At 34.8% G+C, this 20,210-nt stretch carries 16 protein-coding genes and 1 pseudogene; 9 read left to right on the top strand and 8 right to left on the bottom strand.

All coding sequences use genetic code 11. The annotated features are described in order from the left end of the window. Window positions 1-182: 182 nt before the first annotated feature. Genes HH304_RS02545 through rpmH form a run of 5 tightly spaced genes read right to left on the bottom strand, consistent with a single transcriptional unit; the run spans window position 183 to window position 3,626 of the window. The gene (locus HH304_RS02545; RefSeq protein WP_169677870.1) at window positions 183-695 is read right to left on the bottom strand and encodes a DUF2480 family protein; all 513 of its coding nucleotides are present in this window, start codon (window positions 693-695) and stop codon (window positions 183-185) included. Beyond that, window positions 688-1,383 (bottom strand): tRNA (adenosine(37)-N6)-threonylcarbamoyltransferase complex dimerization subunit type 1 TsaB, encoded by a 696-nt coding sequence (gene tsaB / locus HH304_RS02540; protein ID WP_169677869.1) that lies wholly within the window; start codon window positions 1,381-1,383, stop codon window positions 688-690. The genes HH304_RS02545 and tsaB overlap by 8 nt, the downstream gene beginning before the upstream one ends. Window position 1,384: 1 nt before the next feature. Beyond that, window positions 1,385-3,037 (bottom strand): S41 family peptidase, encoded by a 1,653-nt coding sequence (locus HH304_RS02535; RefSeq protein ID WP_169677868.1) that lies wholly within the window; start codon window positions 3,035-3,037, stop codon window positions 1,385-1,387. After that, entirely contained in the window at window positions 3,021-3,428 is a 408-nt protein-coding gene (locus tag HH304_RS02530) for a ribonuclease P protein component (RefSeq protein ID WP_169677867.1), read from the bottom strand. Before HH304_RS02530 ends, HH304_RS02535 begins: the two co-directional genes overlap by 17 nt. Before the next feature lie 42 nt (window positions 3,429-3,470). Next, a complete protein-coding gene (gene rpmH / locus HH304_RS02525; protein WP_169677866.1) occupies window positions 3,471-3,626 on the bottom strand; it encodes a 50S ribosomal protein L34 in 156 nt (51 codons plus the stop codon). Window positions 3,627-3,715: 89 nt separating this feature from the next. Between rpmH and HH304_RS02520 the strand changes: the two genes are divergently transcribed. Next, the gene (locus tag HH304_RS02520; protein ID WP_169677865.1) at window positions 3,716-5,431 is read left to right on the top strand and encodes a M61 family metallopeptidase; all 1,716 of its coding nucleotides are present in this window, start codon (window positions 3,716-3,718) and stop codon (window positions 5,429-5,431) included. A 37-nt stretch (window positions 5,432-5,468) separates the two neighbouring features. On the opposite strand, the gene HH304_RS02515 is transcribed toward HH304_RS02520, so the two are convergent. The 3 genes from HH304_RS02515 to HH304_RS02505 are packed head-to-tail and all read right to left on the bottom strand — an operon-like array spanning window position 5,469 to window position 8,119. Next, on the bottom strand, window positions 5,469-6,470 hold the full coding sequence (locus HH304_RS02515; RefSeq protein ID WP_169677864.1) for an adenosine kinase: 1,002 nt from the start codon (window positions 6,468-6,470) through the stop codon (window positions 5,469-5,471). Between the two features lie 8 nt (window positions 6,471-6,478). After that, window positions 6,479-7,642 carry a hypothetical protein gene (locus HH304_RS02510; protein WP_169677863.1) on the bottom strand — a complete coding sequence of 388 codons (1,164 nt, stop codon included), beginning with the start codon at window positions 7,640-7,642 and terminating at the stop codon, window positions 6,479-6,481. A gap of 12 nt (window positions 7,643-7,654) precedes the next feature. Further along, complete coding sequence (locus HH304_RS02505) at window positions 7,655-8,119, bottom strand: hypothetical protein (RefSeq protein ID WP_169677862.1); 465 nt, start codon at window positions 8,117-8,119, stop codon at window positions 7,655-7,657. A gap of 30 nt (window positions 8,120-8,149) precedes the next feature. On the opposite strand from HH304_RS02505, the gene HH304_RS02500 reads away from it, so the two are divergent. The 8 genes and pseudogenes from HH304_RS02500 to HH304_RS02465 all read left to right on the top strand — a co-directional run bounded on the left by HH304_RS02500 (window position 8,150) and on the right by HH304_RS02465 (window position 20,137). Next, window positions 8,150-8,380, top strand: coding sequence for a hypothetical protein (locus HH304_RS02500; protein WP_169677861.1), 231 nt, complete (start codon window positions 8,150-8,152; stop codon window positions 8,378-8,380). Between the two features lie 322 nt (window positions 8,381-8,702). Further along, on the top strand, window positions 8,703-9,101 hold the full coding sequence (locus HH304_RS02495; RefSeq protein WP_169677860.1) for a response regulator: 399 nt from the start codon (window positions 8,703-8,705) through the stop codon (window positions 9,099-9,101). Continuing rightward, window positions 9,094-10,221 (top strand): sugar transferase, encoded by a 1,128-nt coding sequence (locus HH304_RS02490; RefSeq protein WP_169677859.1) that lies wholly within the window; start codon window positions 9,094-9,096, stop codon window positions 10,219-10,221. The genes HH304_RS02495 and HH304_RS02490 overlap by 8 nt, the downstream gene beginning before the upstream one ends. 6 nt (window positions 10,222-10,227) lie before the next feature. Further along, a complete protein-coding gene (locus HH304_RS02485) occupies window positions 10,228-11,175 on the top strand; it encodes a glycosyltransferase family 2 protein (protein ID WP_169677858.1) in 948 nt (315 codons plus the stop codon). A 475-nt stretch (window positions 11,176-11,650) separates the two neighbouring features. Continuing rightward, a pseudogene (locus tag HH304_RS21435) lies at window positions 11,651-11,800 on the top strand (acyltransferase); the annotation flags it as partial. Between the two features lie 16 nt (window positions 11,801-11,816). Further along, a complete protein-coding gene (locus tag HH304_RS02475) occupies window positions 11,817-13,388 on the top strand; it encodes a hypothetical protein (RefSeq protein ID WP_169677856.1) in 1,572 nt (523 codons plus the stop codon). 100 nt (window positions 13,389-13,488) lie between these two features. Continuing rightward, window positions 13,489-18,747 carry a PKD domain-containing protein gene (locus tag HH304_RS02470; protein ID WP_169677855.1) on the top strand — a complete coding sequence of 1,753 codons (5,259 nt, stop codon included), beginning with the start codon at window positions 13,489-13,491 and terminating at the stop codon, window positions 18,745-18,747. Between the two features lie 4 nt (window positions 18,748-18,751). Beyond that, window positions 18,752-20,137: a PorP/SprF family type IX secretion system membrane protein gene (locus HH304_RS02465; protein WP_169677854.1), complete on the top strand. Its 1,386-nt coding sequence runs from the start codon at window positions 18,752-18,754 to the stop codon at window positions 20,135-20,137. Window positions 20,138-20,210 lie beyond the last annotated feature (73 nt).

Below are 20,210 nucleotides of genomic sequence, written 5' to 3'. Positions count from 1 at the left end.
CTTACACCCGGTCCCCAACCCAATAAACTCCTTCTCATTACCTCAATTTCTAGCTTTCTTTCACCGTCTGTTTCCGAAAGGGATTGCAAAGGTAAGAAGATTATTTTTATTTGCAACACCTCTGATAATAAAAAATTGAACAACCCTTCAACTTTTAACTTAACACTCTAATGAACAGTGATTTATTTTTTAATATTTTTATAAACAGGGACTGTACTACATGGCTCACCATACATTATACTTGAAATTACCGGTAATAATTTCTCAGTTAGGCGAACATAAGCTGAAACAGGAACTTCTTTTTTACTGCACCCTTTAATAACAACTTTCTTGTCACGATACTCTTCGACATTTAATTCATCTATCACTTTGTCGATGATGATTCTATTAATGTCTTCTAAATCCCCAAAATTCACAGAAGCTACATAAGGGCTAAGCTTACTTGTGATAATCATATATGCCCAGGTTGGAATTATAGCATCGGTACTACAATAAATTCCAACATGTTTATTTGCATACTGAGACCAGTCATGCTCTTTAACAAACTGTCTGAATTCTTTTTCCCTAAGAACCAATCCCTGAAACAACAAATCTTTAAGATCAAAGGTAGTCCTTTCGAGATCATCAATTAAAGTCTCCAGATCAATTGAAATCAAAGGAGAATTCGCTACTCTATTTATTATTTCTTCAGCCATTAGTCAATAATGATTTTGGTTTCCCAGCTTTATACTCTTTTAAATAAAAAGGTTCAAAGTAAGCTACGTCTTCAAAGTCATTTTGTTTAAATTTTTCTATTGCAACTTTTCCAATACCTATAGCATCGGGTTGTAAGCCAGGAATATAATATACCCCATTCCTGTCGATTATATCATAAACCTTTTTTGCCCCATCACCAAAAAGGTAAATTTCCTTATCGGTATAATTATCACTGAAAGTGTTTTCATCAGCAATTAATGGATGCGTTTCTTCGAGCTTTATTATTGAGCTACTAAATGCTGATGTATAGACTTCCATTCGTCTTGCATCTATCATCGGAAACAATATATAATCAGCGCTAGATTCTATATATGAGTTAGCTTGGACTGCCATTCCTTCTAAAGTTTCAACTCCTATTAGAGGAATATTATTTCCATAACATATTCCTTTTGCTGTACTTACCCCTATCCTTAGGCCAGTATATGAACCCGGACCTTTACTTACTGCAACAGCCGATAAGTCTACAATTGCCAAATCCAACAACTTCAATAGCTCATCTATCGCAGTTGCCAGTTTAGAAGAATGAGCTCTTTCAATATTAAGATCTATTTTACCTAGTACTTTATCATCTTCGAGCACAGCAACCGAACATATACTAGTTGCTGTTTCTAATGCCAATATTATCATGCTATTTATTTCCCTGAAGTATTTCGCTATAAGCTTTTGTATTCCCTAAAATTTTAACTGCAGCAATTACTTGCGGATCATTATCAAATTCAGCTTCTATTGCTCCTCTTTGAAAAGTACTGCGCGATACAATCTCTTTTTCAAGAAGTTCTTTAATTTGTGGCTTGAAAGTTTGAAGATCAGCTTCCTTGTTATGTATAACTAATTTTTCAAGGTCTTTTAATTCACTGCTAATTGCCTCATAATACCTTTCCTTTTGAGCATAAAATTTAAGTTCATCAATTGATTTTTCAACACCAGTGACATAATCATACTCCTTGGTTTTTAACCAATTTGAAAAGTCCTGATATTCGCTATCTGATAATTTGAAAGAAACGGGGTTTTTAACCTCGGGATTTTTATAAGAATATTCTGTAGCATAATCAAACAAAAGTGACTTCTCTAATAAACTTCTGGTAATTGGAGCATATGACTCTTCTTCTACCAAAAGATCTGGCTTTATACCTTTCCCGTCGTAAACTATCCTGCCATTCTCTGTTTTAAATGCCTGTCTTAATGAATCCGGAATAGTACCAGGTGTTCCATCAGAATTTCTGTGAGAATAATCTATTGCCTGAATACACCTTCCGCTTGGAATATAATATTTTGCGGTAGTGATTTTTAATTGTCCATTATATGAAAGACGTCGGGTTGTTTGAACCAGTCCTTTCCCAAACGTCCTGGCTCCTACTAACACTCCTCTGTCATAATCCTGAATTACTCCAGCAACTATTTCTGATGCCGAAGCACTCATATTATCAGTTAATACCGCTACAGGCATTTCAATATCAACAGGCATATCAAGAGTTTTATAGGTTTGATTCCACTCTTCTATTCTACCTTTGGTTGTAACTACCTCTGAAAACTTAGGGATAAATACTGACGCAACATTAACCGCTTCATTAAGTAATCCGCCGGGATTTCCTCGTAAATCAAGAATGACTGACTCAGCCCCTCTGTCTCTTAGCGTCTCCACAGCTGCGCGTACTTCCCTTCCCGCTCCTTCGGTAAAGTCGGTTAGCTTGACAAACCCCACACTACTATTGATCATGCCAAAATACGGCACATTTTCAACTTTAATTTTTTGTCTTTCAACATCAACATCAAAAGGTTTGTCCACACCATACCTGTTGATTTTCAAAGTTATCATCTTGCCAATCTCTCCTTTTAGAAGAGTACTTACTTGATCATGACTTTTACCTTCTATGTTAACGCCATTCACAGCCAAAATAACATCTCCTGCTTTTAAACCAGCAGTTGTGGCAGGAGATTCTTCAAAAGGCATTATAATAATACTTTTCCCATCTCGGTTACCGACTACAGCGCCAATACCTCCATATTGACCTGTTGTCTGGGTTCTGTATTCTTCAATGGCTTCTTCAGGGATATAATTTGTGTAGGGGTCTAAAGAGGATAACATCGCATCGATACCAGTCTTTATTGCGGTACCGGGAGTTATTTCATCGACATAATAAGTATTCAGCTCTTTATACAGAGTTGCAAAAATATCAAGGTTTTTTTGAATCTCGAAATAGGTATTATTTGGTCTGAAAGAAACCAGACCTACCGCCAACAAAAGAACTGTGAATAGTAAATACTTAACTTTTTTCTTCATCTTTCTGCGTATTATGAATTTTATCAGCCAGAATTTGCTGACATCGGATCATTGAAGATTCGATGTCAGCATAATTTAATATTTTTCTAGCAGTATAAATATACGCAATAATGAGTGGTCGGGATATAGGGATATCATAAAACTCGGGTTTATTTTTTCTATAAACCTCTTTGATACGACGTTTTATCAAGTTTCTTTTAGTAGCTTTTGGCACCAATCTTTTTGGTACTGAAAATAAAGCACTATGATTCCCTTCAGCTTCTGTTGGTAAGCTGTAATAGACCTTGAAAGGAAAAAAATAAAAAGAGGAACCTTGGTTAAAAAGTTCCTGTATATTCTTTTTACCGCAAAGACGCTCTCCCTTGGATAATGTATTTCGTCGACTGATCATTGCATCGACTAATTACAAAGAGGTAAAACCTCCATCCAATGATTATTTATGAGTCTTCTCGTCTGATACGGATAACTTCTTTCTTCCTTTAGCTCTTCTACGTGCTAACACAGCTCTACCACTTGCTGATGCCATTCTAGAACGGAATCCGTGCTTATTGCTTCTCTTACGTCTGGAAGGTTGAAATGTGCGTTTCATTGTATCTTTTTATTATTTTTGGGCTGCAAAGATAAGTTTCTTTTTTATAATTACAAACCTATATTGCGGATAATATTAAAAAACTATTCATGCAAAGATATACTATTTCTTACGAGCAACCATTAAATCATTGGTTAGATATTAAATTATCTTTAAAGAATAACTCTAAAAACCATCTTAAATTAAGTCTAGCTGGTTGGAGACCTGGCAGGTATGAGATGGCTGAATATGCCTCTTATATCCGGCATATCAGAGCTAATGATGATGATGGAAATCAAATCAACATATCTAAAACAGATAAAAATACATGGGAGATTGATCACGCCTCAAAAAACATCACAATCTATTATCAGTATTACGCAGCACAACAGGATGCTGGAGGATCATGGCTTGACCCACAATTGATTTACCTGAATTTTATAAATTTCATATTTAACGTTTCAGGCTTTGAAAACGAAGAGATTACGGTAGATATAAACATACCAGACACCTATAAGGTTGCGTCAGCATTAAAACTCAATGAAGACAAATTACTTATTGCCGAAAATTATAATACTATAATTGACTCTCCTCTTTTTGCTTCTGAAAACATAACTTTTGAAAGCTATTCAATTAATAATACTAATTTCAGGATAGCTGTAAATGGTGATAAGATAAATTCAGAAAAATGGGTCAATGATTTTAAAGAATTCTCTAAGAAGCAGCTTGAAATTTTTGGGGAATTTCCTTTTGATGAATACACATTCCTTATCCTTGCTTTACCATACCCGGCTTACCATGGAGTAGAACACAAAAAAAGTACAATTATAATTCTTGGACCTGATTCTGAAATTAACACAACCAGATACAATGACCTTTTGGGTGTGAGCTCACATGAGCTTTTCCATGCCTGGAATGTATGCAGAATCCGTCCTGAGGAGATGGTGCCATATGACCTAGGCAAAGAAACATATCACAAGACTGGATACGTTACAGAAGGCTTTACAACATATTATGGTGATAAAATACTTATATCTTCCGGTGTTTTTGATTTTAATCAATATTCTCTTGAAATGAACAAAATCTGCAAGCGTCATTTTCAGAATGAAGGCAGAAAGTACTCCTCTTTAAGTGACTCTTCGTTTGATTTATGGGTTGACGGGTATAAAAATAAAGCTCCTGACAGAAAAGTGTCAATATATATGAAAGGAAGCCTTTGTGCTTTGGCTCTTGATCTGACGATTATTAAAAATACAAAAGGAGTAAAGAGCCTGGATGATGTTATGAAAATACTCTGGGTTAGACATGGCAAGATAGAGAAAGGGTATTCTGAAAATGATATTTTACAAGTTTTAAATGAAGTAAATGGAAAAAATTTAACTCAGGAATTTTATTCATTATATCATCAAACTTTACCACTTGAAAGCATTCTTAATCCACTTTTAAATTATGTTGGGTGTCATCTAAACTACACTGATTCACAGCTATCAAACGAAAGAGTATTTGGATTTAAAACGGTTGATGAAAATAACTCTCTTAAAGTTGTCGGAATAGCCCCGGGAAGCCCTGCTGAGTCGGGATTAATGATAGGAGACAAAATTATTGGGGTTGATGATATTAAAGGTCTTGAAGAAATTAATAAATACTTTACACAGGAGGATAAATCTTCAGTTACCCTTACTATTTCCAGATTTGGAAAGGAGTTAAAATTGAGTCTCGAAAAAAATAATCAAAATTATTTTTCCTGGTATGAAATAACCAAAAATAAAGAGGTTAGTGCTAGTCAGAAGGATTTATTCAGAAAATGGCTTAATACAGATTATTAAAAATAAAAGCCGGAGAATATTCTCCGGCTATTTAATATTATAATTCAGTAATTATTCTCGAAACTTCCTTGGCATCGGTCATATCAAGTCTTGGTCCCATTACGGTAACTACTTTTGATGATGCATATGCAGCAAAGATTCCCGATTGGGCAAATCCATGGTTTTGAGTTAACCCATATAAGAATGCTCCGGCAAACATATCTCCTGCACCATTAGTATTAATTGCCTCTACAGGATATGGTTCAATGTCTATATATGTTAATCCATCATATATTATTGCGCCATTTTTACCTTGAGTTATTGCAAAATGTTTAGCAAATGGTTTAAGAGCTTCTCTGGCATCAATAACTGTTTCAGTATCTGTAAAACTCAAAGCCTCTGCCTCATTACAAAACAGCATGTCTATTGGCTCTTCTAATAAGGAATGAAATTCCTCTTTAAAACCAGCTATTATACCTGGATCTGAAAATGTCATCGCAATTTTAGTGTTATGTTTTCTTGCCAACTTCATTGCGTGTCTAATCGCATCACGACTATCAGGACCAGTAATTAAATAACCTTCAATATAAAGGTATTCAGAATTAGCCAAAGCCTCTTCGTCAATCCTTTGTGAATCATATTCAGCTGTAATCCCTAAGAATGTATTCATCGTTCTCTCAGCATCCGGAGAAATCATCACAAGACATTTTCCGGTTATACCCACAGGCACACGTTGTTCATCAAGGTTTGAATCAACACCATTTTCTTTCAAGTCTTTAGCATAAAAATGACCAGTATCATCATCTGCTACCTTACAAGAGTAATAAGACTTACCTCCAAACTGACTTAATGCAATTACAGTATTCGCAGCTGATCCTCCACATTGTTTTTTTGCTGGAATATTATGAAGAACATCCATTAAAAAATTTTGTCTCTCTTCATCTACTAGAGTCATTAGACCTTTTTGAATTCCATTTTCTTCAAAAAAAGAATCATCCACTTCAAATTCAAAATCAACAAGAGCATTGCCCATGCCGAAAACATCATACTTTTTTGACATAATAATATTTAATTAAAAGGCATTCTTTCGAATTCAGCATTTCGATCAAACAGATACCTATACGTTTTATGCGTTTTTAAAATTTCACCACCTATTTGCTCAACCACTCGCATCATCTTTGGATTAAAATCACCAATCCAATTCATTTCAGTGGTTATATATTCATACTCCTCCGAAAAGGCTAGATCAGAATATGAAACAACCATCGCTGCCTCAATACCTTTACCCTGATGCTGCGGAACCACACCAAATACCAAACCCAGCGATTTATCAATTATCCCTCTACTTTGGTAATACAAAAACAATAGCTTTTGAATAAGGCCAAATTTTCCTTTAAACTTTCTGAAAATTTGATTGATATCCGGAATGCTTATATAAAAGGAAATTGGTTCTCCTTTATAAAACCCAAAATATAAAAGCCTTCTGTCCATGATAGGCTTTAACTTCTTAAAAATCATTTTTGCTTGTCGCAGATCCATAGCTTTAACACCACTATGACCGGCCCATGCTTTATTATAAACAGTTACAAAATATTCAGGAAGTTTATCCATCTCATCCTTGGCAGGATACCTAAATGAATAATCCGGGTTATCAATATTCAGTTTTGCTTTATCATAAAACCGCTTTTCAAACTCCTTACCTTTTACTATTCTATAATAAGTGTATTGATTAAAGTAGACTTTAAATCCGAAATCTTCAAAGAATTGCTGATAGTACTCCTTATGATAAAACATTCCATAGTTAGGAGGATAAAACCCGTCTGTCAAGAGCCCCCAGAAACGATCTCTATCTCCAAAATTTATAGGGCCATCCATTGCTTGCATACCCTTCGACTCCAACCATTCTTTTGCTGTTTCAAAAAGTTGAAATGCAATCTCCTTATTATTTATGCATTCAAAGAAGCCGATTCCACCAGTCGGTTGCTTATTGCCTTTATTTGCAAGTTTATTGTTAAAGAATGCTGCAATCCGACCCAAAACTTTACCATTTTCTATTAGTAAAAATCTTACAGCGTCTCCATCTTTGAATAACTTGTTCTTACTTTTATCAAAAACATCTTCAACTTCATTGTTTAAAGGGTGAATATAATTCTCATCCCCTTTATACAGCTCCAATGGGAATTCTAACCATTTTTTGATATCAGATTTATTCTGAACCGTTATAATATTCATCGAGTACTTTTTTTACAATTGAATTTTAACAATCTCATCAACAGGCAGGCTCTTATTGTAGATTGATTTACCAACTTTAATTTCTCCTTTTAAATTTAGGGTAACCGACTTTGAAGCCAAAAGACTTAAAATGCTATTCAATTTACCTATTTTTTTTAGATCTATAGATAAAATAACCGGTACAGAATTTCTACCATACTTTATCTTGACATTTTCATTCATATAAAGGTTTCCTGCTATATCATTATCATTATAGATATCAATATTAACATCTTTGATATTCCAGGTTCTTTTTTCTTCACTATTTAAAATTACATCTCCATGTAAAACAGCCTTATCAGAATTTACATCATTGACAATAATATTTTCAATACCAAGGTATTCGGGAGGAATAGGTTCTTTACATGAGAAAAAAAATAATAAAATACTAATTATAAGTAGCCTATGGTGCAACCCTTTCACTCTTTTTGACATCATTATTACAGAAGTTTGAAAACAGGTGTAAAGATGCAAAGAAAGGACGGTTTTACAACAAAAAGAAAGATAGGAGGAGTAATATTCCACTTTTACTCCGATGCTGCAGAATTTTACGACAAACACTCTGCAAGTTTTAGCATTAACTGCGATAAAATATGTGAAGATCTGGCAGAAGAACTACTCTATGATATAAATCCAACCAACCCGTTAATTAGTAAAGGTGAAATCCGTAAAGCGATATCATTATTAGCTCATTATTGATTTCGAAAAAAAACTTTGTTTTACCCCTCCCATTATACCAAAATTTCATGAATCGCAACATCAAATTATTTTAATTAATCTTTTTCTTAAAAAATTAATATTACTCAGGCAATATTTAAATATTATCCTTCAATAATTCTAATTTAGAATCCTCTAACTGATTTAAAATTTATAACTATTTTCAAATTATTTTGAACTATACTTAGTTTTTATCTAGTCTTTTACCTATTTTTATCATCCGATCAATTATAAGACAGGCTAGATATTTGAAATTGTATCTTTTTAATGAAGTAGAATTAAGAGACGAAACGAATTACTTTTTATGAGTAACACAAGAAAAAATATACTTGTAATTGACGACGATAAAAGTATATGCTGGTTGTTGGAAAGACTGTTGGGTAAGGATTTTAATGTTGTCACACAAACTAGTGGATTAAAGGCCATGAAATGGTTAAATGCAGGCAATAAACCTGATTTAATCATATCGGATATTAACATGCCTCAATTAAGCGGTGGTGTGTTTGTAGAAAACCTTAAGAAAAGCGGATTGTGGAAGGAAATTCCGGTTGTAATGCTATCGGGATATGATGATGAAAAAGAGAAGGAAAAAGCTTTAGCTGCCGGAGCTATAAGTTTTTATCAAAAACCTTTTAATCCGGAAGTATTTATAAAAGAGATCCATGATTTAACTGGTAACAATAAAATAGGTAACTATGCATAGTTTTACTATTAATGAATCTATATCTAACCAAACGCTAACCGAACTTGACTCATTTGTTACCCCAAAAAACAAAAAGAGAAATATTATTTTATACATCGGTTTTAATGGTATAGCTATCTGCCAACAGATGGTGAACTATGCATATGATGGTCTTGCACTAAATGAGACTTCAAAAGCATTCAAATGGTTAGAGGAGCAACTAGTTCAAGGGCATAAACTTCCTACAGCAATAATTTGTGATGCTGATCTTCCTAATGATGCAGCATTTGATTTATTTAATAAATTAAAGAGTAATAACTACTTCAAACATTTACCTTTTATTCTATTATCTACAACTGCCAAAGATGAAGACAAAGAGAAAGCATTGAGATATGGTGTAGATGATTATTATGATAAAAATGTAAATGTTGAAGACCTTGTTTATCGCATTCAATTTCTAAAAGAATACAAAACATTATTACTAGAAACTGAAGAAGAAAAGGGGGCTATAACATTTCATAAAAAACCGAAAATCCCTACTTTAAAAAGACTCTTCGATATTGTAATATCAGGATTAATTTTATTATTTATTAGTCCAATCCTCTTGGTTGTAGCTTTAATTATAAAGTTAGAGTCAAAAGGTCCGATATTTTATATTTCCAAAAGAGCTGGTTCCGGATATCAAATATTTGACTTTTATAAGTTCAGATCAATGCGCGTTGGAGCCGACAAGGAATTAGAAAAGTTAAAGCACCTAAATCAATATAATGAAAGTGGTTCTTTTGTCAAGATCAGTAATGATCCTAGAATAACAAGGTTTGGTAAATTCTTAAGAAACTCTAGCCTTGATGAACTTCCACAACTATTCAATGTATTAAAAGGTGACATGTCATTGGTAGGAAACAGACCATTACCTCTTTATGAAGCAGAGCAATTAACTGTTGATATTTGGGCTAAAAGGTTTGATGCACCTGCGGGCATAACTGGCTTATGGCAGGTAACAAAGCGAGGTAAGGCAGAAATGTCTGAAAAAGAGCGTATGTTACTTGATGTTGCCTATGCGAAGAGATTTTCATTATTGTTTGATATAAGTATCCTTTTAAAAACAATTCCTGCATTGTTACAAAAGGATAACGTATAATTTTTTATGCAACATTTGCCAAAAGTTAGCATCCTCACGGTAAATTATAATCAAGAGGATATGACTCGTGAGTTTCTGGGTTATGTTAAAAACCTGACTTACTCTAACATTGAAACCATTGTTATTGACAATGGAAGTAATCCAAGTTTGTCTGAAAAGATAAAATCAGATTTTCCTGAAGTAATATTTATTATTAGTGAAGAAAACTTAGGTTTTGCCGGAGGAAATAATCTTGGAATTCATAAAGCCACGGGAGATTATCTGCTTCTGCTCAACAATGATACTATTCTTCACACTGATTTTCTTGAGCCGCTTATTGAAAGCGCATCAAAGCTAAAGGACTTAGGAATGGCTACCCCAAAGGTGAAATTCTTTGAAGGAGAAAATCTAATTCAATACGCCGGAGCCACTGGCATCCACCCTATAACAGGCAGGGGCCGATCAATTGGGCATCTTGAAAAAGATACTGGGAAATATGATACTATCTATGAAACAGAATTAGCTCATGGATGTGCTCTGCTTATTCCAAGAAAAGTAGTTGAAGATATTGGCATTATGCCAGAAATCTTCTTTTTATATTATGAAGAGCATGATTGGTGCCAAAAAGCAAAGAGAAAAGGCTACAAAATATATTATTTAGGGGTTACAGAAGTAATTCATAAAGAATCTGTTACGGTAGGTAAAGCAAATCCACTAAAAACTTATTATCTTACACGTAACCGGTTGTTGTTTATGCGTAGGAATAATTATGGATGGAGATGGCTATTTGGAGCTGCCTTCTTTTTTACCATTTCCCTTCCTAAAAACCTGATTCAGAAATTATTGAGTCTGGAATTTCAACATGCCAAAGCAATTATTTCCGGGGCAATTAAAGGTTTATTGATGAAAAAAACTCATCCATCAGATGAAGTTTTTGTTAATAAAAACAATAAGGCCTTAATGAATCAACTTTAACAATTAGAATAAAGGTCATATGCTTTCAGGCATTTCCAAAATATTAGCTGACAAAGAATCTGAATTACGTCAGGACTATCCTGATAAGTCAAGTTTTGGCATTAAGATAAAACTTATTGGATATTTCTTTAGTGGATTATACAGGTCACTTATGGCTAACTGGTATCTAAGGAATTGTATAAAAGGAAAGTTTGTATCGGTAAATGGCAAACCGAAGATCAAAAATGAAGGTGAAATAATATTGGCTGACCGTGTTAGGATATGGTCCGTTATTGAAAGAGCTAAAATCTTTGTTCATAATGGAGCTACATTAAAAATTGGTCAAAATTCACGGATTAATGGATGTCATATCTCTGTAACAGGACTCGTTGATATTGGGAAAAATGTGAGAATCTCACCTTATGTCCTAATCTTAGATGATGATTTTCACGATGTAAAAAATCATTTTGAGAAAGGAATTCAGGCACCTGTGGTTATTAAAGATGATGTTTGGATTGCAAGTAAAGCAATCATTTTAAAAGGGGTTAAAATAGGTAAAGGAGCTGTAATTGCAGCAGGTGCTGTTGTGACAAAAGATGTTCCTGACTATTCAGTAGTAGCAGGTGTTCCTGCTAGAATAATCAAATCAATAAAACCTGAGCATGACAAAATTCTTAATTAATCTTTTATTAGTATTTACATTCACCTTAATCAATGGTCAGGAACTCCTATCTGATAAATTTATATTTGAAACTGATTCTACTCACTATACTTTACAATACAAATACAATAAACCTAAGTCGGACACAACTCCAATTTTAATTTATTTACATGGCGTTGAAGGCAGGGGAAACAATATTGAAAATGCATTAGCCAATAGTCCTGTCAGAATTGGAAAGGACTTGCCTGTAATAAATAATTTTTTAATTGTAACACCTCAAACCTATCAACCAATTGATTGGGACCCAAAGGTAGTCGATGCATTAGTCAACAATATAAACAAAAAGCTTAACCCTCGTGGAAACCCTATCTATATGACTGGGATAAGTATGGGAGGTAATGGCGTTTTTAATTATTTATTAGAATTTACAGATAAAATCAAAGCCGCTGCCCCAATCGCAGGCTGGGGAGACCCTAAAAGAGCTTGTGAATTAAAGAATATTCCAATTTTCGCTTATCATGGAGAATTAGATCATAAACAAGGTAGAAAGACCGGATCTGAAAATATGGTAAATGCAATTGCGGCATGTAATGGGAAAGCTAAATTGACTTTACTCGAAAATACAGGTCATGATGCCTGGACAAAAACATATAGCAATAAAGACTTTTATTACCAATTATTGAATGCTGATAATCCAAAGAATGCCAAAGTCGCATCAATGAGTCAAAGTATCATAAAAGTACTAGATAATACATCTGGATTAGACTATTACCAAATCACAGAACTACATAAGCAATTATCAGAAACATCAGGGCTAGTCTGTATAAATGAAAATGAATTTTGGACGATAACAGACAGTGGCAATCCTCCATATTTATATTCATTTGATTCAACTGGGAAAATCACAAACTTTATTAAAATAACCGGAGCATCAAATATTGATTGGGAAGAGTTAGTTTATGATGGCAGATACTTTTATATCTGTGACATTGGAAATAATGAGAATCAAAGGAAATCATTTCAAATCTATAAACTTCTTTATCCTGGAACCGAAAATCAAACAAGAGCTGATGCAGAAAAAATTACATTTACTATCCCTGAGCAAAAAGACTTCCCTCCTGCTGCTGCTCAAAAGAATTTTGACATGGAATCAGTTGTCAGTTTAAGAGACAGCCTATACATTTTTAGTAAAAACAGAACAAATCCTTATAATGGATTAGTTTCCATTTACAAGATTTCGAATAAACCAGGCTCACATCTTGCTGAAAAAATCGGTTCTTTCTTTATAGGAGAAGGAAAAATATTAGAAACATTTGTTACGGGTGCCACATATCTCAAAACAAGCAAATTATTGTTATTAACCTCATATGCATATCTATACGTCATTCCTGGATGGGATGGAAATACTATAAATAAAGATGAAATAATAAGAATACCATGGAAAAGCTTTAGCCAAAAAGAAGGAATTTCCTTTTACCAGGATCAAATTTATTTTACCGATGAAAGGTATCAAAACTTTATTGGAGGCACCCTAAATAAACTACCATTACACAAAGTAATAAAGACACAATAATTCTCATTTAAAGAATTATACTATATTTGTCTTTAAAGAATAATAAATATTCATTATTTTAGAAAAGGATTAAGAATCCAGAATTACCAGCTATTACACCATGTTGACCAATACCAACTGCACCACGTGGGCACTAACATGTTTGCTGCTTATTAATTTTTGCATTCAAACTGTTGCTCAAACATCTCCTGCTGAAAGACAAACAGCACAATCCTGGACATCTTCTGTTGTTGCTCCCGGAGAAAAATTTGGATACTGGGAATACCTTCCTGAAGGTTATAATGACCCCGGAAAAACTTTTCCAATTGTTTTATTTCTTCATGGAGTTGGGGAAAAAGGTTCTGACTTAAACAGAGTACTAGTTGCTGGTCCTCCAAGACTAATAAGAAACGGTAAAAACTTTCCATTTATTTGTATTTCACCTCAAGCCAGATACCCATGGGACTGGAACCCTGTATTTGTTGATGAATTATTAACCTGGATGATCAACAATTATAAAGTTGATAAGACAAGAGTTTATGTAACAGGGCTTAGTATGGGTGGTAATGGAACCTGGGATTATGCTGCTTATGGCAACCATTCAAGTAAGCTTGCTGCAATTGTTCCAATAGCAGGCTGGTTAACAGGAGACGGATGTAACCTGCAAAGTTTACCTACCTGGGCATTTGTTGGTGAATATGATGGTTCAGGTTCTCCAAACACTGGAACAGAAAAAGGTTTTGAAAGAATTTACAGATGCGGGACGCCTGATCCAGAACCTCTATTAACAATTTATCCAGGAAGAGGCCATGACGCCTGGACCCCAGCTTATAATGATGACAATATGTGGGCATGGTTACTTGCCCAAAGGCTAGGTAGCCCCCCAAACCTACCTCCAACTGTTGATGTTGGTAAAGACTTTAGCATAACACTTCCTACAAATAGTACAACATTAACTGCAAGAGCATCTGATCCAGACGGCAGCATATCAAGTTACCTTTGGACAAAAGTAAGTGGTCCTGCAGCCTTTCTTGATGGTACAAGTAAAGCTAACCTGACAGTAAGAGACCTAGTTGAAGGGCAATATACATTCAGATGTAAAGTAACAGATAACAAAGGAGCTTCAGCTTCAGATGACATTGTAATTACAGTAATAGCCGAGGAAGTAAATAAATCACCGACTGCCAATGCAGGCCAGGATATAACAATTAATTTACCAGCTCAAAATATAACTATCAATGGATCGGGAAGTGATCCGGACGGTCAAATAGTATCATATAGGTGGGACAAAATATCTGGACCTAATATTACACTAAATGACCAAGATAAGCCATCATTATTACTAACTGATTTGGTAGCAGGTACCTTTGACTTTAGACTGACAGTAACTGATGATGATGGAGCTACAGGTAGCGATGTTGTTAGAGTGATTATAAACCCTGAAGATGTAAACCAAAATCCTGTTGCTAATGCTGGTCCTGATAAAGAAATTTCATTACCCACAAATTCGGTTACTCTTTTTGGTCAGGGTTCAGACCCAGATGGAAGAATTGTAGCTTTTAAGTGGGAAAAAGTATCTGGACCTACTGCAACTTTAGTAAATACATCTAACCCAAACCTGACAGTTGAGAATTTGGTCGCAGGTATTTACCAGTTTTCATTAACTGTTACTGATGATGATGGGGCTACAGCCTCTGATTTAGTAAATGTTTCTGTTACCGGAACTAATCGTACCCCTGAGGTGGATGCTGGATCAGACAAAACTGTTACTCTCCCTACAAATACCATTGTTTTGATAGCTAATGCAAATGATCCCGATGGTAAAATTGTTCTATATCATTGGGAGCAGTTATCAGGCCCAAATACTGCAGGACTTGCAAATTATGAAACTGCTGAAGTTACAGTAAATAACCTTATTGAAGGATCTTATACATTCATGATTACAGTGGAGGATGACCAAGGTGCTTCCGCTAGTGATGAGGTGGTTGTGGTAGTTAAAAATCCTCCAACAAATATTCCCCCAAAAGTAAATGCAGGTCCGGATTTACAAATTCAGTTACCAGAAAACAGCATTACTATAACAGCAACTGCAACTGATGATGATGGACTTATAGTTTCAACAATTTGGGAAAAACTTTCTGGTCCAACTGTAACTATTTCAGGTGAAAACACTACAGAACTGGTATTAACTAACCTCGTTGAAGGACAATATGAATTTAAAATTTCTGTAACGGATGACTCTGATGCCACTGTATCTGACAGGGTAAAACTTACTGTTTTCCCTGAAGAGACTAATAAAGCTCCCACAGTCAATGCTGGTCCGGATAAATTTTTGACTCTACCTAATAATACAACGACAATAGCAGCTTCAGCAAATGATACTGATGGAGAAATTGCCTCATATCTATGGACAAAAATACAAGGGCCAAATGCAACAATATCCGGAGCTCAATCTGCAAATCTATCCCTGTCTGATCTGGTTGAAGGTATTTATGTTTTTGAAATAGTAGTCGAAGACAATGATGGTGCATCTGCTTCTGATCGTATAAGAGTTACAGTTGGAGCTGCAAATATCCCTCCTACTGTTAATATAGGTAATGATAGAACAATAACGTTACCTGAAGACAGTGTTATCTTTAATCCTACCGTAGTTGATAATGATGGCACAATTGAAACTTACCAGTGGGTTAAAGTTTCAGGGCCTTCTGCTAATTTGACAAACGGAAATCAAAAGAATCTAAAGGTAATAAATATGGTTGAAGGAACTTATATTTTCTCTTTAACTGTAACTGATAATGAAAATGCACAAGCAACAGATGAAGTTACGGTTACAGTTCTTCCAGAAATTGCTAATAAACGTCCAACTGTTACCGCTGAAGATGATAAAATAATTTATCTGCCAACTAATAGCACTACATTATCAAGTAATGCAAAAGATTCGGACGGAACAATAATATCTTACCTTTGGACAAAAGTTTCTGGTCCGCAGGCAACATTAAAAAATATTAATCAAGCAACAGCAACTGTTGAAGGTTTAGAGGAAGGAATATACAAATTTAGAATAACGGTAACTGATAATGATGCTGCTTCAGCTTCGGATGATATAATAGTTGAGGTACGGTCAACTAATAAGGCACCAGTTGCTAGTGCCGGCCCGGATCAATCAATCACATTACCAACCAATAGTATAACATTGAATGGAAAAGGTTCAGATAGTGATGGATCTATTGCTAGTTATACTTGGGATAAAATCTCAGGACCTTCATTAAATTTTCAAAATAGAAATTCAGCAAATGTAACCTTAACCAATCTGGTAGCAGGTACATACACTCTAAGACTAACAGTAGTTGACGATGATGGTGCTGAAGATTCCGATAATGTTAAAGTAGAAGTACTTCCAGAAGAAATAAATCAACCTCCTACTGTAAGTGCCGGGGCGAATAAAACAATAACACTCCCTAAAAACAATATCACTTTAAATGCAAATGCATCAGATAATGATGGACAAATAGCAACCTATTTGTGGAGAAAAATATCAGGTCCAGCTTCAGATTTATCAGGCACCAATAGTGCCAGACTGGAAGTGACCAATATGCTGGAAGGAAGGTATGTATTTAGGATTACAGTTACTGACGACGATGGAGCCGGAGCTTCAGATGATGTAGTCGTAGTCGTAAATCCGGAAGATGTAAATCAAACACCAGTTGCCAATGCAGGGCCAAATAAATCTATAACATTGCCCGTAAATTCAATTACATTAAATGGTTCAGGCTCTGATCCGGATGGAAGTATTGTAGCATATCAATGGACAAAAGTAAGTGGCCCAGCTGCAACTTTACAAAATCAGAATACAGCTAACCTTACAGTCAGAGATATGAAGGAAGGAGACTATACCTTCAGGCTTAAGGTAACTGACGATGATGGTGCAACATCTTCAGATCAGGTAAAAGTAATCGTTCTCCCAGAGGAAATTAATAATCCACCGATTGTTAATGCTGGTAATGATAAAATAATCTATTTGCCTCAAAACAGCATTAAGATAAACGGTACTTCGTCTGATAGCGACGGAAATATTGAATCAAGGTTATGGACACAAGTAAGTGGTCCAAACACAGCCATAATTACAGGTGAAAATACAAACTCTATTACAATCTCAGAATTAGATAGCGGGGTTTATGTCTTTAATTTCAGAGTTACAGATAATGATGGTGCAGAAGCTAATGACAGAGTTAAAGTTACTGTCCGACCTGAAATAGCTAATAAGCCACCTACCGTTGATGCAGGCGACGACAAAATGGTTCGACTGCCAACAAATACTTTGACTTTAACAGGGTCAGTAAATGATGAAGATGGTCAAGTTGTAGCAGTTAGATGGACAAAATTAAATGGTCCGACAGTTACTGTTTCAAATAGAGACAGCATAGCTATAAATATTAGTGACCTTAAAGCTGGAACATATTCATTTGAGTTGGCTGCAACTGATGATGATGGGGCAATAACCAAGGATGTTGTAATTGTAAGCGTTCTTGCTGAAACAATTAATTACCCACCTACTGTTGATGCTGGCTCTGATCAGTACTACACTATACCCATTTCTGAAATTATTATTAATGGAACAGTTGAAGACGATGGCGAAATAGACCTAATCACTTGGGAACAAGTATCAGGTCCGGAAATAACACTTGACGGGATTAATACACCTACTTTAACTTTATCATCTTTAGTTCCTGGAAATTATACATTCACCCTAATTGCAGTTGATGTAGAAGGGGCAACTGGAACAGATCAAGTTAATATTACAATTCTTGCAGAAAGAGAAAAGTTACCTCCTATAATTGATGCTGGTGCTGATACAACTATTATTTTTCCTCAGAGGAACTTGAATGTATTTGGTAGTGCCTATGACCCTGTAAACGAAAATGAAATCATCAGTTATAGCTGGAGACAAGTAGCAGGCCCTCCGACAACAATACTGTACCCTGACTCATCAGTACTACGGTTAGAACAATTACTAGCTGGAGAGTATATATTTGAGCTTACAGCTGCCAATGAAGATGGACTATCAAGTAAAGATGAAGTTATCATTAATGTTTATGCAACTGAATATGATAAAATCAAAGCTCCTGATTACTTCTCACCAAACAATGATGGTATTGCTGACTTCTGGATTCTTGAGAACTTTGCGGATATATCTTCAAAATTTTACCTGTCTGTATTTGATAAATCAGGTGATATAGTTTACGAGTCACAAAATTATCAAAACAACTGGAACGGTACAGCAAACGGAGGTGGAAGAGACCTACCTGAGGGTGTCTACTTCTTTACATTAAGTATTAACGGAGCCGTTGTAAAGACGGGTAGTATTACATTATTAAGATAATACAATGACCAACTTTAAAAAATTATTTATCATTCTAATAATAGTTACATTAGGTCCGACATTTAAAATATTCGGTCAGGACCAACCAGTTTCTTCAAGTTGGTTATATAACCCAATGTATTATAATGCCGGATATATTGGCCGTGAAGGAATGACAGAACTAAATATGTTTTATCGTCAACAATGGCAAAAAATTGAAGGGGCACCAAGAGTATTATATGGGAACATACAAATACCAATAAATAAGCAAATTTCTTTAGGAGGAGAGTGTCTCTTTGAAGAAGCTGGTTTGTTAAGATCAACTTCAATGAGAGGAGGGGCATCTTATCATTTACAAATGAGTAAAAATCAATGGCTGAATTTCGGAATCATGCTAGGTGCAGGAAAAGAAAATGTTATTGCATCAAGTACAGGAAATGTAAATGACCCCGTTTTCAGGCCAGGAATTGAAGATACCTGGTTTATGAGTGCAACAGCTGGAGTAATGTATTTTAATAGATTTTTCGAAGTTGGTATCAGTGCTCCCCAATTAATAGAAAGAGATTATGCTTACGAAGGATCAAGAGATAATATTTCTTTTGGAGGCATTAATTATTTCACATCTCAGGCCGCAATAGTTCTGAATCTCGATAAAAAATCTAAATTCAAAAACAAAACTGGCGTATTATACAGGCATAGACCTGAGGTACTTGGCGATGGCTGGGAAGTTTTTACAAATTTTATGTTTTATGATATTGTATCAGTTGGTGCGGGTTATAGAAATAATTTTGGCCCAATATTAAATGTGGCAATTCAGCTTAAAAAAAGGGCCCGATTCTCTTACCAATATGACTTCCCTACAAATAATATTGATGGTTTTAATAATGGATCTCAAGAGTTTAATATTGCTATCGGACTATCAGATCAAAACTATTATTATATAGAACCAACCGTTCCGCAAGTGCCAGCAGTGGTTCCACAAGAAGAAAATCAAGCGTTAGAATTTGAAGAAGACCCAATTGATGAATTAATTGAGGACGTTTCTGATGTTGCAGTGGCTATTGACCCTTCTGAAACAGTTGAAGATACTATGGCTGTTGAACAACAGGAAGTTGAATTTGTTGATGTGCCTGCAGATGAAGATTCACCTGCAAATCTATACAAAATGAACAAGGGACATTACATAGTTGTAGGATCTTTTGAAGTAGAGAAAAACGCATCCGATTATACCCAAAAACTTAACAATGAAGGCATTAAAACAGTAATGGGTTACAGGCCTGAGGCTGGCTTATACTATACCTATGTATTCTATACTGAATCAAACATTGAAGAAGCACTTAAAAAAGTATATCAAATACGTAAAATAAATCGTGATGATTTTAGAAAAGCATGGATTTTAACAATTAGATAAGGACTTTTTTAAGAAAAATATAAAACATTGCAATACGATTTTTTCATAAATTAAATTATTCTAATAATATTTT

It is taken from the genome of Marinigracilibium pacificum (genome assembly GCF_012926615.1).
Lineage (GTDB): Bacteria > Bacteroidota > Bacteroidia > Cytophagales > Cyclobacteriaceae > Mangrovivirga > Mangrovivirga pacifica.
Note: the sequence above shows the minus strand (reverse complement) of the source record. Positions and strands in the feature narration are given on the sequence as shown.